Source organism: Tenacibaculum sp. (assembly GCF_048269885.1).
In the GTDB taxonomy this organism is placed as follows: Bacteria; Bacteroidota; Bacteroidia; order Flavobacteriales; family Flavobacteriaceae; genus Polaribacter.
In genome coordinates, this window is the sequence record NZ_JBLWTZ010000003.1 from 20,163 (window position 1) to 38,962 (window position 18,800).

Below are 18,800 nucleotides of genomic sequence, written 5' to 3' on the forward strand. Positions count from 1 at the left end.
CTATAAACAGCCAAAGCTGTAAGAAAAGCATTTAGTTAAGTGTTTTACTTTTTTAATAAAACGATGTTTGTTACGGTACTATTTTACATCAATAACGAATTCATCTCTAGGAATTCTAACTTTTTTCATTGGCTTAATCCAGTCCTTTTCATCATCGGCATACCCAATGTACATTAATGATACACTCTTTAAGCCCAATTTGTTCAATTCTAAAACTTCATCAACTACGTTATTGTCAAATCCCTCAGCAGGACAAGTGTCTACTTTTAACTCTGCTGCTTGTGCTAAAGCTAATCCTAAAGCAATATAAGTTTGTCTTGAGGTGTGTGCAAAGTTAACTTCATCAGGAAGCTTTAAATAGGCTTTTTTAAGCATATCTGTATAGCTGCTAAACCTACCTCTTGGTAAACCTCTTTCATCTGTGGTAAAATCATACACTTTATCTATTCTTTCTGCGGTATAATTATCCCAAGCGGCAAAAACTAGTACATGTGAGCAGTCCTTCATAGAATCAGGATTTAAAGCTCCTTTTACTAGTTTTTCTTTCACTTCCTGATTAGATATTGATATAACTCTAAATTGCTGTAAGCCCGATGAGGTTGGTGCTAATCTAGCAGCTTCAATAATTTTTTCTATATGTTCTTCACTTACTTTTTTATTTGGATCAAAAGCTTTTACAGCATGTCTCCAGTTAAGATTTTCTATTAATGACATTGTTAATATTTAGTTATTTGTTGTATTTAATTTTACTTCAATATTTCCGCTTGTAGCATTTGAATAAGGACATACTTGATGTGCTTTTTCGGTTAAGGTTTTTGCTTCTTCTAAAGAAACATCAGGAATATTTACATCCAATGCTACAGCAAGTCCAAAACCACCATTTTCTATTTGACCAATACTTACTGTTGCTTGAACAGTAGTTGTACCTGTGTTGATTTTAGATTTTTTGATGACTAGGTTCAAAGCACTATCAAAACAGGCTGAATATCCTGCTGCAAAAAGCATTTCAGGATTTGGGTAATCGTCATTAGCTCCTCCCAACGCTTTCGGATGTCTAACATCAAGTTCTAGAACTCCGTTTTCACTTTTTACATGTCCGTTTCTTCCGCCAGTTGCTTTGGCGCTGATATTATAAATTGGCTTCATTTTTTTTATTAATTTGATGTAAGATATGTTCTATTATATTTTTGAGTTCTGTTAATTTGTCAACAGAAATATTTAGAGAAGTCATAATTTGACCAGGAACGCATTCTGCTTTTTCTTGGATATTCTTTCCTAGTTCTGTTAAATTAATTTTTACAACACGCTCGTCGGTAACTTCTCTTTTCCTCTCAATAAGTTTTTTTTGTTCAAGTCTTTTAAGTAAAGGAGTAAGAGTACCGCTATCTAAATTAAGTTTAGTACCTATTTCTGAGACACTTTGACCACCTTCTTCCCATAATACTAACATTACTAAATATTGAGGGTAGGTTAAGTCTAACTCTTTTAGTATGGGACGGTATAAACTAATTACTTCTTTCGCAAGTGTATATACAGGAAAACATACTTGATTGGTTAATTTTAATTGTTCTGACATGATTGACTTATTAATAGCGATACAAATATATTGCACAATTAAATTGTGTGCAATTTAATTGTTGTAAAATTATGTGAAAATTATTTTAAGAATGTTAATTCATTTATTTTACTGAATGATTAACTGCTTAAAGTCGTATTAAAATTTTGATATTCGTAGGTGATTGCTTGGGTATAGAGCTGTGTTGCTAGCTTTTCATCTATAGGATTTTCTTTCTGGTACTCCTCTAAAAAATTACCCATCGCATAAGCACCGCTAGGATCATTGTTTCCAGTTATCCAAGGGGCATAAAGGTTTTTTGATGAAGGAGGAGATAGCTGTTCCGCTAACCAAGCCCATAAATATTCACAAGGTATCATTACTATAAGCGCGTAAATAGGATCTTGATGAGAGGCTACCATAGACTCAAATTGAGAATATTGTTTACAAATCTCATTGGGTACAATTCCCGTGGCATCTTTTATATGCCATGTTTTAGGAAATGTTTCATTGTATTTTTGATAGCTATGATATTTTTTGAATAAAAGTGCTTTAAGGGTAGGATTCGAAGCTCTGTTCATAGCAGTTAAATAATCTTGCGCTCCCTTAAAACAATAATAGGCATCATTAATATTAAAACCCCCGTAATCTACTGGATTAAGTGTTCCTGATTTAATCTCTTGAATAAATTGAGTATTCAATGCTTTATTAGCAATGTCTTCACAAGCATTCCACATATTCCAAAATAACGAATCTGCTGGTGGGGGAGCGGTTGATAATTTGTGTTCCGTTAAAAAAGCAGAATCTAGTTGAGTTGACCTGTTGTTTTTCATAACATTGAGAGTTTTTTATCTAGTATATTCCCCAATAAATAAGTCCGCTTATTAACCACAACAACATCCATTGTCCTAATTTTAAATAGTTTTTTGGAAACTTTTTAGAAATAGTTATTCCAATCAACCAAGCAACTCCGTATCCAAAAAAGTAGATGGCTAATAATTGAAGTAGTAGTGTTTCACTTTCCAAATAGTCGGTAAAATTGATCAATCCAAGTCCAATTGAGGCAAACAATAAATCAAAAGAAATCCAATGCCAACCACTTCTTGCTATGGTCCATTTTTCTCGTTTTAAATGTTTAGGGTCGTCTTCGGGCTCAATTATTTTGAATTCTTTGTCGCCCATAAAAGTATGGATAAAGAAGGCTAATAAGGTTAAGATATTAGCTATTAAAATAGGTGTGTTCATAGGGGGGTGTTTTTGTCAATTTTATTTCGTTCAATTGTATTCAGATTCTCTAGCAGTCCAATGAGTTTGTTTTTATAACAATACATTTCATAATTTTTTTCCTTGTTTCTAATATTTTAAGACCATGCTCTCCTTCCCGTTTTTTATTCATTCCCATTTCAATTAATTTCAGCGAACCTGTCGAATTGATGTTAATGGGGTTGGTTATATTAGTTGTGTGGTTTATCGGTTAATTTAAGAAGTACCTATCAAATAGAAAAACCTCAAGGGTTTTAGAAGTAGGAGAAAACAAGCAATTACCTACAGCTAAAATATTATATGCGATTATTCTTTCTTTTCGTTAATGGAATATTCTGTGTGTTTGTTATACACCATTAAATCAAAAACTTTCGATTGTCTAGTTTTTACACTTTTTATAAATGAGTTTATATAGTTCGTTATCATTTGATTCTTGAGTAAAAACCATTATTTATAATTGAATTTTAATTTGTTCAGAAATATATTTTTCGATCAACTCTTTGTCTGCTTTATTTTTTAAAATTAATAGTTCGTTATTTTTATGAGTCTGATAATTCAATACGAATTTCGTTTTTCCGCTCCGAGTCAATTTTAAATATTCAAATCGTTTAGAATCAAATTTATGAGCAATCAATTCTGTTTTGTGAGTTCGGTTAAGTATTTTTTTTAGTTGAATTATGTTACCAGTTTTCTCATTTATTTTTACTTCCGTGTAGTAGATCCACGAAGCCAATCGATACAATGTATACCCTATTAAAGTCAAAATAGCGACAAAAATTCCCACCCCAATTCCGAGGAACCAAATAAGGAAAATGAATGAAGATGAAGTCCAAATCATTAGTTCATTCCATTTAAAAGGAATTCTATCACTCAAAGTGTGGATGTTTCCATTTTTGAAAAATCTAAAATAGTTTTCGTGTTCGTTCACTACTATTTGCATTTAATTTATATACAGAATAAATTTACTAGTACACTCCTTTTTGACAAAATAAGCAGAACTTTTAGCAATTTTATTTCTTTTCATTTTTTACGAATTAAATATAGTAAAAAATCCCAAGTTTCTAGCTTGGGATTTTATGGTATCAATAATTATCTTTTTCTGTAGTAGCTTCTTGGGAGCGTTTTATTCTTTTATAATTTTATAGGTAAGCGTTTTGTTCTTGGTTTTAATATCAACAAAATACATTCCTTTAGGAGCTGATTTTAAATTGATGTTCACGTTATTTTGCGTAGCGTTTTGCTGTAAAATCGTTTGCCCTAAAAAGTTTCGTACGGCATAGGTAAATGGCGTACAATCTTCACATTTGATATTCACCATACCTTTTGTCGGGTTAGGATATACGCTAAAAGTATCTTCGGTTAGTGAAGTGGTATCAGTTGTTTCAAACATGCTAGCAGTAGTATTCGCAGATAAATTAATCACAGCACTCACTCCTTTATGGTCGGAAGGCCACGGTAGTTGGTCTGCCTCAAACATATCATTTTCAGTATTTGCGGTACTCGATGCATTGTTAACATAGGATGCTTTTGGACCCACAATAGCAGCACTGGTTGCAGAAAGGGTAGCACCTCGGTAAAAAATATAGTCAATACGATCTCTCTCGTCAGCTTCTGGTGTCCAGCTAGTGCTTCCAACTCCTGTAGCAACAGAAGGCCAGGTAATACCAGGGTTGGCAACTTCATCAGGATATACTTCTCTAAAAGCATCTACAAAACCATTGTTTTCTAAAGTTTTGGTCGTGTGCCAAGGAAATACCACTCCGTGGTGGTCAAACATATTCGCTTGTCTTGCTGTCCAGTCTAAGTGCGATGGTTCGTTAAAATCACCCACTAAAATTATTGGACGAGTTTCATTTTTTATATGATTGATAAAGGTAGCAATTTGCTCATCTCTTTGTGAACCTAAATTTTGCTCTGAAATAATAGTAGGATCGTTAACGGGTTGTGGATCTTGGTTGGCGGCACCTATTTTACTCCATCCACTATAAGGGGAAGAACCTCCACAGTTGTATCCTCTTGGAAGGTAGGTAGCGTAATACGTATAATCTAAGTGTGCGGTTGCTACCACCACACTTTGCCCGTTAACATCCACCTCAAAAACCGAAATTGCACCAAGGTTGGTACCCGATGAGGTAATAGGATATTTACTAATGATAGAAACATCACCATAAGCATATCCTCTGTGATAGTTTAAGCCAATAGCAGCAAGGTTGTTTACAATTTTAGTAGTCCAATCACCCGTATAGTTTCTTACTTCACTAAAACACACAATATCTGGATTCACATTTGCAATCACATCTCTGATATAGGTCATTCCGTTTGGTACCGAAGTTCCTTCTTGCCAAATATTAAACTGCAATACTTTAAGACTGTTGGTGTTACGAACAGTAACATAGCCTGTTTTGGTAATGGTATTATTACCTGTGGTATTGCTTGCAGTTAAAGTAACATTATAAGTGCCTTCGGTGTTGTAGGTTACTGCTGGATTTTGATCAGTACTCGTACTAGGAGTTCCACCTTCAAATGTCCAGTTCCAAGAGGTAGGATTGTTCGTAGAACTATCTGTAAAAGAAATTTGTTGTCCTAAAATAATGGAAGTGGTGTTTGAAGTGAAATTAGCTACGGGAGCTCCTGGTTGAATTAAAGTTCCTCCAATATGAATCTCCGCAGCTGAAGTATAATTTCCACCGTTGATATCAGAAGTGGCTACTAAGCGCACATATTGTCCTTGTTTTTTAGGAAAACTAACCGTTTTTTCTGTTTGATTGGAAGCGAAGGTTCCCGTAGCAACAGCAGTTCCCCAATTAGAAGGAGTATCACTTACATAAATTTGATAATCGGCAATGGTACCGTTGGTTCCTGTTTGGCGTGGTAAGTATTTTAGCTCACAAACATCGTAGATACCGTTTAAGTTAATTTGAATTTCAAGCGGGTGCATAGGTTGACTAGCACTCCATTCAGTATGCCAAATAGTTGATGTATCGCCATCAAAGGCATTGGTAGCTACTCCGTTTTCACCTGATGTTTCTTGACTGTCTACATACTGTAAACTCCATCCAGATTGTGAAATAGGAGCACAGGTAGGAGTTTCTGTATCAACCGTAAAGCTTGAAGAAGCTAATACCGTGTATCCGTCATTTTTTAAAAAATACACTTTATAAGTTCCAGTATTTGGTAAACCAGCTAAAAAGGTAACCGTACCATTTTTAAGTTTTTTGGTAGCCGATTGTTTTCCGTTTACATATAACCAATCAATAGAGCTTACAAGACCAGGTGTATCTCCTTGCTTGTAGATGCCAATCCAGTCTTTTGCATTGCCAGAACCGTCAGAAAAATTGATAGTAATAACTTCGTTGGGAGCATAAGTGGTTTTTGAAGGATTTACACTTTGTGCGTGTAATTTGATAAGGCTTCCTACTACTAAGAAGCAGACAAAAAGAATAGTTTTTCTCATGGGGGTAAATTAGTTTGATGTTGAAAAAACTCGTATAGAATCTAGTCTACAGAAATAGTTAATTGATTAGTTGTCAAATGTATAAACTAGTATTTTTTATAAGTGAAGGGAGCGTAAATAGTCTGTTAAGTCATTGTTATATTTGTAGTTCCAGCACTAATTTTTAAGGATGCTTAATTAAAATAACAGAGGAGGAGAGTAGCGGTTAGAGGTGGGGTATTCTTTTCTGAGTTCAATTTCTATAGCTCTTTTCTTTAGGAGAATTATATGCTAATTTAATTCACTTACGAGTCTTCTAGAAATAACTGTATCGTAAATTATTTTTAGCTTGATTATTTTGTTTTCAGAATTAAACTCAATAATATCAACAACATCAAATTCTACTTTTTCATTGTTTTTTAACGTCCATTTATAGGCGAAATAAAGTGCTAGGGTATTAGATTCATTTTGTTCAAAAATTCCTTTTAGGAAAAGTTCCGAATTAGAAGTGTCATTATTTAATGTACGATAAAATTCGCCAGCTTTTTTAATGCCATAGATAGGAGACTCAACAAATCCGTTATTACTAAACAAATCAATAACCTTTTCTATATTTCCTTTTTCGAGGTGCTCCAAGTACTTTTTTGCAATTTCATTTTTATTCATAGATTCATTTTTAAGTAAAGTTTATGCGCACTAACGTTATATTGATAAAAGAACTAAAGATATTGCTTTTAGAGGTACATTTACAATTTTTATCAAAGTTAGAAGCAATTAGATGTGGAAACGCTTATAAAATTATGGTAGAGTCTTATCTTACTAAAAGTAGCCTATACGTGTTTGTGCTATTATTAAGGGAACAGAGGTGGAAAAGTAGCAAATTAAAAAAGTCCCCGATAGGCGAGGACTGATAATTTAACTAGCACAATCATCAAAAATAGCACTAGCTAAATGTGTGCAACCACCACTCCAATTTAAGCAATAGCCTGGAGGACAAGATATTCCTCCTTTTCCATTAATAGTTTGTTGTTCCTGTTTGCTTAAAACAGCACCTAAGTTTGAAATGTTCTTTAACATAATTTTGAGTTTTAAAATTTACTAAACTTAGTAATAAAATATAATGGAATAACAAAATAAACCGTAATAAAAGTACGGTAATTCCTTATTTAACAGCAGTTAGTAACTGTTTAGAATTTTAAAAAAGATAAACGAGCTTAAAAAAATCCTATGATTTTCAATTTATAAACTCCAATGAGCTATTATACAATCTCAATTATGAATGGTTATGTGATTTGGTTTATTGCGCACTACGCTTTTTAATCACTGATATATTTTTAGTAGAATACTTATTTTCAATTAATTTTTTTTCTAGTTCAAATTTGGATTCTAATTCACTGACATCTATTTCATCTTTTTGGAACTCTATTTCTAGGTCTAAATTAAGCATCATTTCTTCCAATAATTTAAGATAGTATTCAGCGGTTTCATATTGGGATAATTTTCTAAGATTAATTAAATTGTTATAAATAGCATTATGAGAGTATTCTGATACGTTTTTAGCTATTAATTCATTTGATATTATTGTTTCTAATAAATCAGGATATGGAATAGGGTTGTTTGCTTTCACAGATTCTAATTGTTCTTTTGTATAGTTAACAGTATCCTGTTCAAATTCAAGTATTGTTTTATTTAGATTATTAGAATATTCACTTGTATTAGCTAAAATTAATTTAGCAGTGTGTAAAAGTTTTATAGTGTCTTCTTTTTCTTTATTCCTAATCCCTGAATTAGTTAGCCAAATAGCAATTAAAACACCCGATAGGGTTGCTATTAAAGTTAGAATAAATGAAATCCATTCGTTTTTACTGATTCTTATTAATTTAATTTTCATTAATCTTTATTGTTTTTTATAAAGTAGAAGGATGGTTACTTGTTTTGGGAGCCTAATTTAGTAAATGTAAACTGAATATATTCAGAAGTAGGCGAGTACGACTAACTATTTATAGCCAATGTTGGTGGTCAGTATTTATTTTGTCAATATCCAGTTTATCAAGTCGTTTTTGTCAACAATAGCCCAACTGTGAGGGTGTCGTTCACCATTTGCTCTATATCCTTTGTTTGTTGTTGGTATATACTCAATATTATTAAAACCATTAGTTTTTAAACTCTCATATAGTTTTTTGATATAGAAAGCATTCATTTGGTCATAATCAGCCATTCTATTCTTTTTCCACCATAGAGTATCAGGTTCTGTATAAAGTCTAATCTTAGTGTTTTTTAGTTTCTCTATATTAGAAATATTGTCTGTACTGGAGGTAAATACAGCTTTTTCCTCGTATTTTTTAATACTGTCTTTAGGGTTGCCAAAGTTATTACCTAATGTTTCTAATAGCCAAGTACTTTCTAGAATTGCTGGTTCTGAAAAATTTCGTTCTATATTTTTCTCTGAAGATTTATACAAAGCAACTAAGTCTATTGGAGAATCTACTATAAATACTCCTTTTGGGTCGATATAAAATTGTTTCTTCCCAACAATATAATTACTTATTAAAAGACTTACAACTCCACCACTAGAAAAGCCTCCAATAAAGATATTATCGGTTGGTAATTGGTTTTCTGTAATTATAGTTTGTAAACTTTTAGCAAGTTGTTGTTGTTCGTTTTCTTCAAGCCATAATTTCTGATTAAGATTAGAAAGTATAACCGCAATATTATTTTTTCTAGCAATATCAAGAATTTTAAACTCTCTTTTAATGTCTTTAGCAACTTCTGGGTAACCTCCAAACAAAATTAAAACCGCCTTAATTTCTTTAGTTGGTTTATAAAGTTCGTAATCTTTTTTTATAAACTCAAACTTTTCAGGAGTTACTTGTTGTTTCTCTTGTTTGCTCTGCTTACAGGAAGCAAGTACAATAAAAGCTAGAATTAAAATGATTGTAAGTTTTTTCATTTTCTAAATTGTGTAGAGCGGTTTAGATAAACTGTGTTTTAATGCAGTTTAGGTTTTGTTAGCTACTTTTTTTGTGTTTTACAATCCAAATATCTGAGGCGGTTGGATACCAATTTTTGGCAGTGCATCATGCATCACTCCTCCAACAGAATTATCCACTTTATACTTTCGTCCGGTCGGATCGATTCCAACATTTAGAATTATAATTTCCAGATAAATTTCATCCTTTTTATATCTCTCAATCCAATTCGTTTTAAATTCTTTTTCAATTGCTCTTAAGATCTCTTCATCTTGTAATTGAATATTAGCTCCACGATTTATAATTGCTTGTTCTGATTTTTTTATCTCAATAGTTATGTTAGAATAAATTCCATCTTTTCCTTCTCCGAGAAAGAATTTGTTGGATGATATTGTGGAGTTGTTTTTCATTGAATTATAGCTATTGTTAGCAAAAGTATTTTATTCCTCCGATTATTCCAATAATTATAATTAATTGAATTATGAATAATATTAAAACGGTTATTGATATTAGAATTGCTTCAATTCTATCGTTATTATTTTTAAATATTCTATAAACTAACCATAGAATGACTAGATAAACTACTGGATCTAAAATTAATGGAAATCTGAAAATTAAGTAGCTTAAAATTCCTATTAAGGTAGCTTGTCCAATTATAAATGAACTGATAGCTAGATGTTCTATTAAATTATATTTTCTAAAAAATAGTTTTAATGATATTCCTAGTGGAATTATGCACAATACCCAAAAATACTTCAAGTAAGTTCTAATGAAAAGTCCAACGTAATTACCTGTCTCTTTAAGTTTAGATTTTGTAATACTATTTTCTTCGACTAATTCTTTTGGTACCTTAAAAAAGGTTATGACAATTATATATATGGTAATAGCAAGAATTAGAAACGAAATAGGGTTAAGAATCCCTTTTCTTTTTCCTAAAACATAGTCAATTGTAATTTTTCTTGGATGTAGTAATAGTGCTTTTATATTAAATAAAAGGCCTTTATCCATATTTGTAATAGATGAAAATGAATCTTCAACTATTGAACTTAAAGTTATTTTTTTAGTTCCATTTTTTTCACCACAATTTGGACAATATTTTTCATTGTGTTCAAAATTACAGGAAATGCAATTCATTTAATTCTTTAATTAAGTGTTCTGATTTTATTGTTGCCAACGGTTCGTGTAAGGATAGTTACGTGGTTAAGCCACTAACTTAGCAAAAATGGAACGAATCAAAGGAAAATCCGCAGGATTTTCCACCAAGCAATTATTTTTACACTTTGTTGTATGCAGTTTTTATTCGTCCGTACTACCTTTAAAATAAAAACCAATAATAAATCCTAAAGGACCAGAAAGAATACCTGATATGGCGATTAGCATATCTTTATATTCTTTTGTATCAAAGTAGTTATACGCACCTATCCCAAGCCCAAAGAATATTACAATGAAGAACCCAATAATAAATGATAGAGCTATATAGCTTCTCACGGATTCTCTTTTACCTTTTCTTTGTTCTTTTGTGGTTAAACGTCCCCCTTCTGAAAATAATTTTGCAGTCTGTTGAGTAGTATTGTTTTCAGCGCCTTGATTGAATTGTCCAGCGTTTTGATTTGGCTGCTCTGTATTATCTTCTGCCATTATCTTGCTTTTTTATATTCAATTCCAGAATTCGGGTATTTTTTACGCAAAGTTTCTGCTGCATTTTCTCTAATCTCTTCAATCTCAGCTTGTGTTAAGCCAATGAAGTCCGGGTTTTTTCTTGTCAGAATATCTAGTGCATTTTCTAGAACAGAAATTCTAAATTCATTGTCCAATATTTGTGAGATTTCTATATCTCCGAATTTTGCTCCCATTTTTTTTATTTTTTATTTTTCACAAATGTATAGATATCTTTTTATGAACTAAATTTTGAGGGGTTGTAATCTATAGTTTTAATTAAAAAGTTAGTTTGGTCAAATTGCATACAACTAGTTTATATACGTAATAAAATTACTTATATATTCCTTTTACGGTAGGGTATACGGAACTTTTAGCAATTTTATTAACACATTCAAATATAAAGAAAAGTAAGATAAAAAAGTGCAACTTTTTTATCGGGTCGACACCCCAAGCCTAATCGGGTCGACACCCCAAGCCTAAGGAGAGTGTCATTCACTGCCTAAGGGAAGTAACTTTAAACAACAAAAAAGGTAAAATATTCGTATTGTGTAGAAAAATGTTTGTTAGGTGCTGTGGTGTATAAAGAAGTCATTAAAAAAAAGAAATACACCCCAAAGAGAGGTGTATTAAAGTGTAAATTTTTATAAACAGTTAATTTAACAGCTTACAAAAGCACAGGTGTTCTCTTTTGTTTCAATTTGTAGCGTAAGTGAGAGTCGTGTAATTGTTTTTATACTAAAGGTTCTGCTTTAAAACCTTTACTTTTTACAATAGCAATTACTTCATCCGCAGTAATTCCTTTAGAACTTACGGTAAGAACTTTATCATCAAAATTAGTATCTACATTCCAATGGCAAATACCTTCAGCATTGTCTAAATCAGCTTGTACTTTTGATACACATCCTCCGCAGTTAAGGGTTGTTTTGAATTTTAACTCTTTATTATTTTCCATTATATTAAAAATTTATTAGTTATTGAATACTGCAAATTTCAGCACAACACCGTTGTTTGTTGTTGTACAATTTTAAGATTGATTTGTGAGATTTACAGATTTACTTATTAAGTGAGATTTAAAATGTTCCAACACTTGCTAGTGCCGAAACACTTGTTACTTTTTCCATTTTAAACGTAAGCTATTGGTAACTACACTAACACTACTCATAGCCATAGCTGCACCAGCAATCATAGGGTTTAATAAGAAACCATTAAATGGATATAAAATACCAGCTGCAATAGGAATACCAATAAGGTTGTAAATAAATGCCCAAAACAGGTTTTGTTTAATGGTAGCTACCGTTTGTTTTGAAAGCTTTATAGCTTGTGGTATTTTACTTAGGTCAGATGATATAATGGTCATTTTAGCAACATCCATCGCAATATCACTACCTTTTCCCATGGCAATACTTACATCGGCAGTAGCTAGGGCAGTACTGTCGTTAATACCATCACCCACCATAGCAACGGTTTTTCCTTGTTGCTGTAACTCTTTTACAAAATCGGCTTTGTGTTGTGGTAATACTTCAGCTTTGTAATGTTGAATACCTGTTTCTTCTGCAATAGATTTTGCGGTAGCTTCGTTATCACCTGTAAGCATGTATAATTCAATATCCATAGCTTGTAGTTCCTTAATAGCTTGTACCGAGGTTTCTTTTATTTTGTCTGAAATAGCAAGTACAGAAAGTGCTTCTTTACTATTAGCAAACCAAATAACTGTTTTAGCCTGTTTGCTCCATTCGTCTGCCTGTTTTAAAAGTTCGTCCGCTATGGTAACCTTATTTTCAGCCAATAACTTTTTATTACCCACAAAAAAAGTTTCTCCGTTATAATCAGCCTTAGCCCCCTTACCCGTAATACTGTCGAAATTTGTTAGTGGGGTAGTGGCAGTATCTCCTAAAAACTTTACAACTGCTTCTGCTAATGGGTGTTCAGATTTTTTCTCAATACTTAAAAGAATGTTTTTAGCGGTATCATTATTCTGTAACCAAGATATACCTGTAACCTCTGGTTTTCCTTCGGTAATAGTTCCTGTTTTGTCTAAAATAATGGCGTTTACTTTTTTAGCCAATTCAAGACTTTCAGCATCTTTAATTAAAATACCTTTTTCTGCACCTTTACCCACCCCCACCATAATAGCGGTAGGAGTAGCCAGTCCTAAAGCACAAGGACATGCAATAACCAATACAGTGATGGCAGCTAACAATCCTTGAACCACTCCGTTATCACCACCTAAAGCAAACCATATAATAAAGGTAATCACAGCAATACTCATAACTACAGGTACAAAAATACTGGCGATTTTGTCAACCAATTTCTGTACTGGAGCTTTACTACCTTGTGCATCTTGTACCATTTTAATAATTTGAGCCAGCATGGTTTCTTTCCCAACCTTAACGGCTTTGAATTGGAAACTTCCTTTTTGATTGATGGTTCCTGCAAATACTTTTTCATTTTCTTTTTTTAGTACCGGAACAGGTTCACCACTTAACATACTTTCATCTACATATGAGCTTCCTGTGGTAACAACACCGTCTACCGCAATTTTTTCTCCTGGTTTTACAAGAATAGTATCATTTACGTTCACATTTTCAATAGCAGTTTGCTTTTCCGTTCCGTCAGGTTGTATCACAACCACAGTTTTAGGCTGTAGCCCCATCAGTTTTTTAATGGCAGAAGAGGTGTTTCCTTTGGCTTTTTCTTCTAATAGTTTTCCTAACAGAATAAATGCGATAATAACCGCAGCTGCCTCAAAATATACATGTGCTTCTAATCCTCTAGATTCCCAAAATTTTGGGAATAACATATTGAATACACTAAATATGTACGCTATACCTGTACTTAAAGCGACCAAAGTGTCCATGTTTGCGGAACGATGTTTGGCTTGCTTCCATGCATTGATGAAGAAGTCTTTTCCAAACCATAATAATACGGGGGTAGAGAAGGCCCACATAATAAGGTTGGCGTAAGGCATGTTCATAAAAAACATTCCAATAACAACTACAGGCAATGAAAGTATTACCGACCACATGGTTTTGGTCTTTAGTTGCTTGAACTTCTTTTCATGAATAGCTTCGAGTGTTTCTTGTTGTTTGGTTTCATCTTCAATTAGCAAATCATAACCCGCACCTTGTACTGCTTTTTGCAGTTTTGTAGCATTGGTCATGTTTGGAAGATATTCTACCGTTAAATTTCCGTTAGCAAAATTTACTGAAGCATTTACTACACCTGGTTCGTAGCTAACAATGCTTTCAGCACTTCCTGCACAAGAGGCGCAAGTCATACCTAATACTGGAAACACTTTTTTAACAGTGGTCACACCATAGCCAAGGTCTTTTATAGTAGTAACGGCGTTTGCAAGAATTTCTTCATTAGTAACTGTAATAGCAGCTCTTTGGTTGTTTAGTTCTACTTTGTGGGTTTCAATTCCCTCAACATGTGCTAATCCTTTTTCAACGATTAAAGCACAGTGCTCACTTTCCACACCTTCTAGAGGTAGGTAAATGATTTCTTTATTGTTATTTGTTGCCATTTTTTTACTGTATTAATTGTACAATACAAAGTTGGCATTAAGTTAAAGAAAATTTATTGTGGAATTTTGGAATTGATTTATAAGATTTACACCTCGTCTAATGGTTTTCTTCTGTCTTTACGGATTTTTTTAAAGTGACTCGGCGTTAATCCTGTAACTTTTTTAAATTGATTGCTTAAATATGCTACGCTTGAATAGTGCAAACGAAAGGCAATTTCACTTAAGGATAATTCATCGTAAACAAGTAACTCTTTTACCTTTTCTATTTTTTGAGCAATAAAATACTTTTCTATGGTAGTACCTTCTACTTCAGAAAAAAGGTTGGATAAGTAATTGTAATCGTGATGAAGCTCGTTGCTTAACAAATCAGATAAGTTAACTTTTGTCTCACTGTCTTGATGGTGTACTAAATTGATGATTAAGTTTTTAATCTTTTCAATAATGCGACTTTTTTTATCATCAATAATTTCGAAGCCTAAATCAAGTAAAATTTTGTCTAGACGTTCTTTTTCATCTGAAGTAAGTTCTTTTTCGAGTATAACCTCACCCAATTTAATGCTTTTTACACCAACACCTAATTTGTCTAATTCATTTTGAATTACTAGGATACAGCGATTGCAAACCATGTTTTTAATAGTGAGCGTCATAGTGTTTTTTATTATAGTTTGTTAGGCTTACAAAGATAGGAATAAGTGCTTGCTATAAATCAAAAACGGTTTCAATTTCTGCAATTCTATACCCTTGTGATTTTACAAACTCACGTTCTTCGCTGGTTGGGTTTATTATAGGGTTTGTATGGTTGAAGTGAATAAAGATAATTTTGTTTTTTTCTTGTTTATTTAAGCCTTTAAATTTTTCTAAGCTTTCAATAATAAAAGGGTGGGGTATTTGGCTAATATCTCTACTATTTATTTCCTTTCCACTATAAAATGTAGCATCTAAAAAAGCGTAGTCTACTTTTTTAATTTCATCAATAATGTTTTTGTCCCATTTTTCCCATTTGTCAATATCAGGAATAAACAAAGCGCTTTTATTAGGTCCCGTTATTCGGTAGCCGACAGTTTCAGAATACTCGTCTCTATGAGGAACTATAAGTGGAGTAACCTTAATGTTTTGGGTTAATTCAATTGGCTTTTCATTTTCTATTGGATGAAGTGCTATGTTTTTTCGCGTGATTAATTGATCCCAAGGTCCATTTTCAGACAAGAATTCTTTCATTCTAGGCATCGTATATACAAGCGCATTGTCAGCATCCATAGCTTCTTTACCTAAATACATTAAACCAGTATAGTGCCCTATGTGAGCATGTGTTAAAAAGATTCCATCTGTAATTTCTTTGTCAGTACTATCTTCTAGTTTGGTAAGTGTTTTCATTTGTGTTGCAATATCAGGAGTTGCTTCAAACAAATACGATTTTTGGTACTGCTTGTCAATTACTCCTAATGAGGTTACCTGTCTTTTTTTATCAGGGTTCTTAAAAAGAGTAGCACAGCAGTCTTTTTTACATGCAATTTGAGGAGAGCCTGCATCTTGAATAGTTCCTAAAATAACAATAGCGGTATTGCTCTTACTTTGTTTTGTAGGGGTGTTTGTTTTTGATGTTTTTTCTGAAGATGTATTACCAGCACATGAGAGGATAAAGAGAGTAATTAAAAGAATACAGTATTTATTCATATTATAACTTGTTGGTACTAATGTGTTTTGATTATTAGTTAAAAGTACAAATTTTAATACAGGTAAACAGAGAGAGGTGTTTGCGTATGTGTTTAAGTATAGAGCAAAAAAATCCCGAGTATTTTGCTCGGGATTTTTGTTTTATTGATCTTCGTCTACTTCAGTGCGAGACTCTGTTGGTTTTTCACCTTTTTCTATTTTGATAATGAGCTTTTTGTCTTTCTCATCTAAGTCCATAAAAATAGCATCGCCTTCGTTTAGTTTAGAGTTAACAATTTCTTCCGCTAATGCATCTTCAATATATTTCTGAATAGCTCTTTTTAAAGGACGAGCTCCGTATTGTTTATCAAAACCTTTGTCGGCAATATAATCTTTGGCCTTGTCACTTAGCGTAAGTTTGTACCCTAGGTCATCAATACGTTTTAGTAATTTATCTAATTCTATATCAATAATCTTATGAATGTCTTCACGTTCAAGAGAATTAAAGATTACCACATCATCAATACGATTTAAAAATTCAGGAGCAAACGATTTCTTTAAAGCACCTTCAATAATACTCTTTGCATGTGCATCTTCTTGCTCTTTTTTAGAAGACGTTCCGAAACCAACACCGCCACCAAAATCTTTTAACTTACGAACTCCAATATTTGAAGTCATAATAATAATGGTGTTTCTAAAATCTATTTTACGACCTAAACTATCTGTTATATGTCCGTCGTCAAGTACTTGCAAGAGCATGTTAAATACATCGGGGTGCGCTTTTTCAATCTCATCTAATAAGATTACAGAATAAGGCTTACGACGTACCTTCTCGGTTAATTGTCCTCCTTCTTCGTAACCAACATATCCTGGAGGTGCTCCTATTAAACGAGAAATGGCGAATTTCTCCATGTACTCACTCATGTCAATTCTAATTAAAGAATCGTCAGAGTCAAATAGCTCTCGTGCTAATACTTTAGCCAACTGTGTTTTACCAACACCGGTTGAACCTAAGAAAATAAAAGAACCAATAGGTTTATTAGGGTCTTTTAATCCAACACGGTTACGTTGTATAGCTTTTACTACTTTGGTAACGGCTTCATCTTGACCAATTACTTTACCTTTTATTAATTGAGGAAGCTCTGCTAAACGGTTACTTTCTGCTTCTGCAACACGATTTACAGGAATTCCTGTCATCATCGATACAACTTCAGCTACATTATCTTCAGTTACAGTTTCTCTATGTAGTTTAGAATCTTCTTCCCATTGGTGTTGAGCTGATTCTAAGGCTGTTTCTATATTTTTTTCGTCATCGCGAAGCTTTGCAGCCTCTTCGTACTTTTGTCCGCTTACTGCTTTGGTTTTGCGACCTCTAATTTCTTCTAGTTTTGCTTCTAATTCTAAAATCTGTTGCGGAACTACAATATTTGTAATATGAATTCTCGATCCAGCTTCATCTAAAGCATCAATAGCTTTGTCTGGTAAAAAGCGATCAGTCATATAACGGTTGGTTAATTTTACACAAGCTTCAATAGCTTCATCAGTAAAGGAAACATGATGATGCGATTCGTATTTGCTTTTAATGTTGTGTAAAATTTGTATTGTTTCTTCAACAGAAGTAGGGTCGACGATTACTTTTTGAAAACGACGTTCTAATGCACCGTCTTTTTCAATATTTGTTCTGTATTCATCTAAAGTAGTTGCACCAATACATTGAATTTCTCCTCTTGCTAAGGCAGGTTTTAACATGTTAGAAGCGTCTAACGAACCTGTAGCTCCTCCGGCACCCACAATGGTATGAATCTCATCAATAAATAAAATGATGTCATCATTCTTCTCAAGCTCATTCATTAACGCTTTCATACGTTCTTCAAACTGACCTCTATATTTTGTACCGGCAACTAAGCTAGCTAAGTCAAGAGAAACAATGCGCTTATCGAATAAAATTCGAGATACTTTTCTATCTACGATGCGTAAAGCTAATCCTTCAGCGATGGCAGATTTACCAACACCGGGTTCACCAATAAGCATTGGGTTGTTCTTTTTTCGTCTGCTTAAAATTTGTGAAACACGCTCAATTTCTTTTAAACGACCTACAACAGGGTCTAATTTTCCTGCCACTGCTAAGGCTGTTAAATCACGCCCGAAGTTATCTAAAACAGGGGTTTTAGATTTTTTAACTTGTTTCCCTTTTTGAGGTTGTTGTCCGTAAGGATTAGACTTTTCGTCAGCAAACTCGTCATCTGAAGGAGATTCTCCTATAGGAGAAATAAACGTGTCGTCATCTACGTGTAATTCTTTATACAAGTTTTTAGCCTGCTCGTAATCTACATCATATTTTTGAAGTAGTTTGGTCGTAGGGTCGTTCTCGTTGCGTAAGATACACAGTAATAAATGTGCCGTGTCTATAGCGTTACTTTGATATAATTTAGCTTCTAAAAACGTTGTTTTTATAGCTTTCTCTGCTTGTCTGGTAAGGTGTAAGCTCTTTCTTTGAGGGCTTGAAAAAGATGGAGTTGTCGGATTTAGTTTTTCTAGTTTATTACGTACTAAATCTAAATCAACATCAAAAGTTGTCAATATTTCAATGGCTTTTCCATCACCTTTTCTAATCAAACCCAACAAAAGATGTTCCGTTCCAATAAAGTCATGTCCTAGTCGTAAGGCCTCCTCTTTACTGAAAGTAATCACATCTCTAACCTGTGGTGAAAAATTATCGTCCATAAATTTATTTTCTATCTC

Annotated in this window: 20 protein-coding genes; all 20 read right to left on the bottom strand. The window is 33.0% G+C overall.

Annotated features, from left to right (window positions below):
* Positions 1–78 precede the first annotated feature (78 nt).
* Entirely contained in the window at positions 79–714 is a 636-nt protein-coding gene (locus tag ACN0WY_RS02850) for a nitroreductase family protein (RefSeq protein WP_417799491.1), read from the bottom strand.
* Positions 715–723: 9 nt separating this feature from the next.
* On the bottom strand, positions 724–1,146 hold the full coding sequence (locus ACN0WY_RS02855; RefSeq protein ID WP_417799492.1) for an organic hydroperoxide resistance protein: 423 nt from the start codon (positions 1,144–1,146) through the stop codon (positions 724–726).
* Positions 1,130–1,576 carry a MarR family winged helix-turn-helix transcriptional regulator gene (locus ACN0WY_RS02860; RefSeq protein WP_417799493.1) on the bottom strand — a complete coding sequence of 149 codons (447 nt, stop codon included), beginning with the start codon at positions 1,574–1,576 and terminating at the stop codon, positions 1,130–1,132. Before ACN0WY_RS02860 ends, ACN0WY_RS02855 begins: the two co-directional genes overlap by 17 nt.
* Before the next feature lie 119 nt (positions 1,577–1,695).
* Complete coding sequence (locus ACN0WY_RS02865) at positions 1,696–2,388, bottom strand: hypothetical protein (RefSeq protein WP_417799494.1); 693 nt, start codon at positions 2,386–2,388, stop codon at positions 1,696–1,698.
* Positions 2,389–2,407: 19 nt separating this feature from the next.
* On the bottom strand, positions 2,408–2,800 hold the full coding sequence (locus ACN0WY_RS02870) for a hypothetical protein (protein ID WP_417799495.1): 393 nt from the start codon (positions 2,798–2,800) through the stop codon (positions 2,408–2,410).
* A 469-nt stretch (positions 2,801–3,269) separates the two neighbouring features.
* A complete protein-coding gene (locus tag ACN0WY_RS02875; RefSeq protein ID WP_417799496.1) occupies positions 3,270–3,758 on the bottom strand; it encodes a hypothetical protein in 489 nt (162 codons plus the stop codon).
* 183 nt (positions 3,759–3,941) lie between these two features.
* Positions 3,942–6,272, bottom strand: coding sequence for an endonuclease/exonuclease/phosphatase family protein (locus ACN0WY_RS02880; RefSeq protein ID WP_417799497.1), 2,331 nt, complete (start codon positions 6,270–6,272; stop codon positions 3,942–3,944).
* Positions 6,273–6,542: 270 nt separating this feature from the next.
* Positions 6,543–6,917 (bottom strand): nuclear transport factor 2 family protein, encoded by a 375-nt coding sequence (locus ACN0WY_RS02885; RefSeq protein WP_417799498.1) that lies wholly within the window; start codon positions 6,915–6,917, stop codon positions 6,543–6,545.
* A 249-nt stretch (positions 6,918–7,166) separates the two neighbouring features.
* Complete coding sequence (locus ACN0WY_RS02890; RefSeq protein WP_417799499.1) at positions 7,167–7,328, bottom strand: hypothetical protein; 162 nt, start codon at positions 7,326–7,328, stop codon at positions 7,167–7,169.
* A gap of 220 nt (positions 7,329–7,548) precedes the next feature.
* Positions 7,549–8,142, bottom strand: a complete 594-nt coding sequence (locus tag ACN0WY_RS02895; RefSeq protein WP_417799500.1) for a hypothetical protein — start codon at positions 8,140–8,142, stop codon at positions 7,549–7,551.
* A 135-nt stretch (positions 8,143–8,277) separates the two neighbouring features.
* Positions 8,278–9,201: a hypothetical protein gene (locus ACN0WY_RS02900; protein ID WP_417799501.1), complete on the bottom strand. Its 924-nt coding sequence runs from the start codon at positions 9,199–9,201 to the stop codon at positions 8,278–8,280.
* Between the two features lie 78 nt (positions 9,202–9,279).
* Positions 9,280–9,630: a hypothetical protein gene (locus ACN0WY_RS02905; protein WP_417799502.1), complete on the bottom strand. Its 351-nt coding sequence runs from the start codon at positions 9,628–9,630 to the stop codon at positions 9,280–9,282.
* A 16-nt stretch (positions 9,631–9,646) separates the two neighbouring features.
* Entirely contained in the window at positions 9,647–10,354 is a 708-nt protein-coding gene (locus tag ACN0WY_RS02910) for a DUF3667 domain-containing protein (protein WP_417799503.1), read from the bottom strand.
* Between the two features lie 162 nt (positions 10,355–10,516).
* Positions 10,517–10,858 carry a hypothetical protein gene (locus ACN0WY_RS02915; RefSeq protein WP_417799504.1) on the bottom strand — a complete coding sequence of 114 codons (342 nt, stop codon included), beginning with the start codon at positions 10,856–10,858 and terminating at the stop codon, positions 10,517–10,519.
* A complete protein-coding gene (locus ACN0WY_RS02920; protein ID WP_417799505.1) occupies positions 10,858–11,073 on the bottom strand; it encodes a hypothetical protein in 216 nt (71 codons plus the stop codon). The genes ACN0WY_RS02915 and ACN0WY_RS02920 overlap by 1 nt, the downstream gene beginning before the upstream one ends.
* A gap of 536 nt (positions 11,074–11,609) precedes the next feature.
* Positions 11,610–11,831: a heavy-metal-associated domain-containing protein gene (locus tag ACN0WY_RS02925; RefSeq protein ID WP_417799506.1), complete on the bottom strand. Its 222-nt coding sequence runs from the start codon at positions 11,829–11,831 to the stop codon at positions 11,610–11,612.
* A 156-nt stretch (positions 11,832–11,987) separates the two neighbouring features.
* Entirely contained in the window at positions 11,988–14,405 is a 2,418-nt protein-coding gene (locus ACN0WY_RS02930; protein WP_417799507.1) for a heavy metal translocating P-type ATPase, read from the bottom strand.
* A gap of 86 nt (positions 14,406–14,491) precedes the next feature.
* Positions 14,492–15,052 carry a helix-turn-helix domain-containing protein gene (locus ACN0WY_RS02935; RefSeq protein ID WP_417799508.1) on the bottom strand — a complete coding sequence of 187 codons (561 nt, stop codon included), beginning with the start codon at positions 15,050–15,052 and terminating at the stop codon, positions 14,492–14,494.
* A 52-nt stretch (positions 15,053–15,104) separates the two neighbouring features.
* Positions 15,105–16,079, bottom strand: coding sequence for an MBL fold metallo-hydrolase (locus tag ACN0WY_RS02940; RefSeq protein WP_417799509.1), 975 nt, complete (start codon positions 16,077–16,079; stop codon positions 15,105–15,107).
* Between the two features lie 141 nt (positions 16,080–16,220).
* On the bottom strand, positions 16,221–18,782 hold the full coding sequence (locus tag ACN0WY_RS02945; protein WP_330489481.1) for an ATP-dependent Clp protease ATP-binding subunit: 2,562 nt from the start codon (positions 18,780–18,782) through the stop codon (positions 16,221–16,223).
* Positions 18,783–18,800: the final 18 nt, after the last annotated feature.

Bases quoted from the DNA above. Each gene is read 5' to 3' on its own strand.
- ACN0WY_RS02850 (WP_417799491.1), bottom strand. From the start codon at position 714: ATGTCATTAATAGAAAATCTTAACTGGAGACATGCTGTAAAAGCTTTT.
- ACN0WY_RS02855 (WP_417799492.1), bottom strand. From the start codon at position 1,146: ATGAAGCCAATTTATAATATCAGCGCCAAAGCAACTGGCGGAAGAAAC.
- ACN0WY_RS02860 (WP_417799493.1), bottom strand. From the start codon at position 1,576: ATGTCAGAACAATTAAAATTAACCAATCAAGTATGTTTTCCTGTATAT.
- ACN0WY_RS02865 (WP_417799494.1), bottom strand. From the start codon at position 2,388: ATGAAAAACAACAGGTCAACTCAACTAGATTCTGCTTTTTTAACGGAA.
- ACN0WY_RS02870 (WP_417799495.1), bottom strand. From the start codon at position 2,800: ATGAACACACCTATTTTAATAGCTAATATCTTAACCTTATTAGCCTTC.
- ACN0WY_RS02875 (WP_417799496.1), bottom strand. From the start codon at position 3,758: ATGCAAATAGTAGTGAACGAACACGAAAACTATTTTAGATTTTTCAAA.
- ACN0WY_RS02880 (WP_417799497.1), bottom strand. From the start codon at position 6,272: ATGAGAAAAACTATTCTTTTTGTCTGCTTCTTAGTAGTAGGAAGCCTT.
- ACN0WY_RS02885 (WP_417799498.1), bottom strand. From the start codon at position 6,917: ATGAATAAAAATGAAATTGCAAAAAAGTACTTGGAGCACCTCGAAAAA.
- ACN0WY_RS02890 (WP_417799499.1), bottom strand. From the start codon at position 7,328: ATGTTAAAGAACATTTCAAACTTAGGTGCTGTTTTAAGCAAACAGGAA.
- ACN0WY_RS02895 (WP_417799500.1), bottom strand. From the start codon at position 8,142: ATGAAAATTAAATTAATAAGAATCAGTAAAAACGAATGGATTTCATTT.
- ACN0WY_RS02900 (WP_417799501.1), bottom strand. From the start codon at position 9,201: ATGAAAAAACTTACAATCATTTTAATTCTAGCTTTTATTGTACTTGCT.
- ACN0WY_RS02905 (WP_417799502.1), bottom strand. From the start codon at position 9,630: ATGAAAAACAACTCCACAATATCATCCAACAAATTCTTTCTCGGAGAA.
- ACN0WY_RS02910 (WP_417799503.1), bottom strand. From the start codon at position 10,354: ATGAATTGCATTTCCTGTAATTTTGAACACAATGAAAAATATTGTCCA.
- ACN0WY_RS02915 (WP_417799504.1), bottom strand. From the start codon at position 10,858: ATGGCAGAAGATAATACAGAGCAGCCAAATCAAAACGCTGGACAATTC.
- ACN0WY_RS02920 (WP_417799505.1), bottom strand. From the start codon at position 11,073: ATGGGAGCAAAATTCGGAGATATAGAAATCTCACAAATATTGGACAAT.
- ACN0WY_RS02925 (WP_417799506.1), bottom strand. From the start codon at position 11,831: ATGGAAAATAATAAAGAGTTAAAATTCAAAACAACCCTTAACTGCGGA.
- ACN0WY_RS02930 (WP_417799507.1), bottom strand. From the start codon at position 14,405: ATGGCAACAAATAACAATAAAGAAATCATTTACCTACCTCTAGAAGGT.
- ACN0WY_RS02935 (WP_417799508.1), bottom strand. From the start codon at position 15,052: ATGACGCTCACTATTAAAAACATGGTTTGCAATCGCTGTATCCTAGTA.
- ACN0WY_RS02940 (WP_417799509.1), bottom strand. From the start codon at position 16,079: ATGAATAAATACTGTATTCTTTTAATTACTCTCTTTATCCTCTCATGT.
- ACN0WY_RS02945 (WP_330489481.1), bottom strand. From the start codon at position 18,782: ATGGACGATAATTTTTCACCACAGGTTAGAGATGTGATTACTTTCAGT.